This is a genomic window from Companilactobacillus halodurans (genome assembly GCF_009600985.1).
Taxonomy (GTDB): domain Bacteria; phylum Bacillota; class Bacilli; order Lactobacillales; family Lactobacillaceae; genus Companilactobacillus; species Companilactobacillus halodurans.
Genome location: NZ_VDFP01000123.1, coordinates 1 through 1,483 on the forward strand (window position 1 = coordinate 1; position 1,483 = coordinate 1,483).

Below are 1,483 nucleotides of genomic sequence, written 5' to 3' on the forward strand. Positions count from 1 at the left end.
CAGTCCAGCTAATTTATGATTATTTTTATCTTGTACTAATTTAAGAAATTGTTCCAAGTCGGACATTGCAAAATTACGTATTTTTATATGCTTCCCTATTAATTCCATGACATAACCTCATGTTAAGTTAATTTTCAATCTAATTTCTAGGTTTTTGATTTGCAGTACTTTATAATAAATCTAGTTCAATTATGAAAGGTGTGATTTTGTATGGATTTAGATTTTAAAGGACAAACTATTACAACAATTGGCAAGCCATTGACCGTGGGTGAAAACTTCCCCGACTTCACTGTTCTCAACAAGGATAACAATGAAATATTGAAATCAAACTAAGTAGCCTATTAGACAAGCCATTGTTGATCAGTGTCGTTCCAGATATCAATACTAGCGTCTGCAGCATTCAAACTAAACACTTTAATGAAGAAATTGACGGACACTCAGCTATCAATTTCGTAACTATCTCAACTAACACCCCAGAAGAACAAGCAAATTGGTGTGCCGCAGAGAATGTTAAGAATATGCAAATGCTCTCCGATATCGACCATGACTTTGGTAAAAAATCAAACATTTGGATCAGAGACCTAAACATCTTAGCCCGTTCCGTTTGGGTCGTAGACAAGAATGGTGAAATCATCTATTCAGAAATCGTACCCGTTCAAACCGATGAGCCAAGTTATGATAAAGTACTAGGCCAATTAAACGAATTAGTCAAATAGAGAGAGTGGAACAGAGGCGGTCAGTCCACGAGGATTTGCCTAAGTATCAAAATTGCACGCCGTTTTTGCGTGTGACTTCGATGCTGTAGCAAACCGGAAGGGATTGTCTCTGTGTAACTCGTTTTAATCAGAGAGCGGAACAAGCCTGAGAATTCCCAAGGATTAGCCTAGCATTGGAAATTACACGCGTACTTTGCGTGTAGTTTTCAATGCGTAGCTAACCGGAAGAAATTGGCTTGTGTAGCTCGTTTTAATCAGAGAGCGGAGATGGAGCGGTCAGCTCCCGAGGATTAAGACTACTTTTTGGGTTGCTCGCATAGCGAGTGACACAGAAAGTTGACTTAACCGGAAGGAGTTGCTCCATCGTAGCTCGTTTCAAACAATAAAAGGCGGTCATATATAACTGACTGCCTTTTTTAATATCCAATTATCTACGACGATGCTTTACAAAAGTAACAAAATGCAAAATACATGCTAATAATACAAAGAAGATAACAGTAAAGGTCACATAGTTCAACCAAAAACTCCCTGAGATCCATGGGCTTAAAGGTACTTGAATCCCCATCGTTATTAGTGCCATTATGGCTATCATGAAGAATAACTGTATATATCTTTTCAAGGTTGAATCGTCCTTTCTTTTTCTAACAGAAATCTTTTTGGCATACTTTTGACACAGTTTCTTCTTATTATAAGGTATAGTTTTCATGCCAAATGTCCCTGGTAAAACTATCTCGCCAACTTTTATGACACCAGCAGCTGACATAACC

2 pseudogenes are annotated in these 1,483 nt (G+C 37.8%); one reads left to right on the plus strand and one right to left on the minus strand.

The features are described 5' to 3' along the window. The first annotated feature begins 210 nt into the window (after positions 1-210). Positions 211-716, plus strand: a pseudogene (tpx, locus tag FHL06_RS12940) (thiol peroxidase). 427 nt (positions 717-1,143) lie between these two features. On the opposite strand, the pseudogene FHL06_RS14445 reads toward tpx, so the two are convergent. After that, positions 1,144-1,483: pseudogene (locus FHL06_RS14445) on the minus strand (NADPH-dependent FMN reductase); the annotation flags it as partial.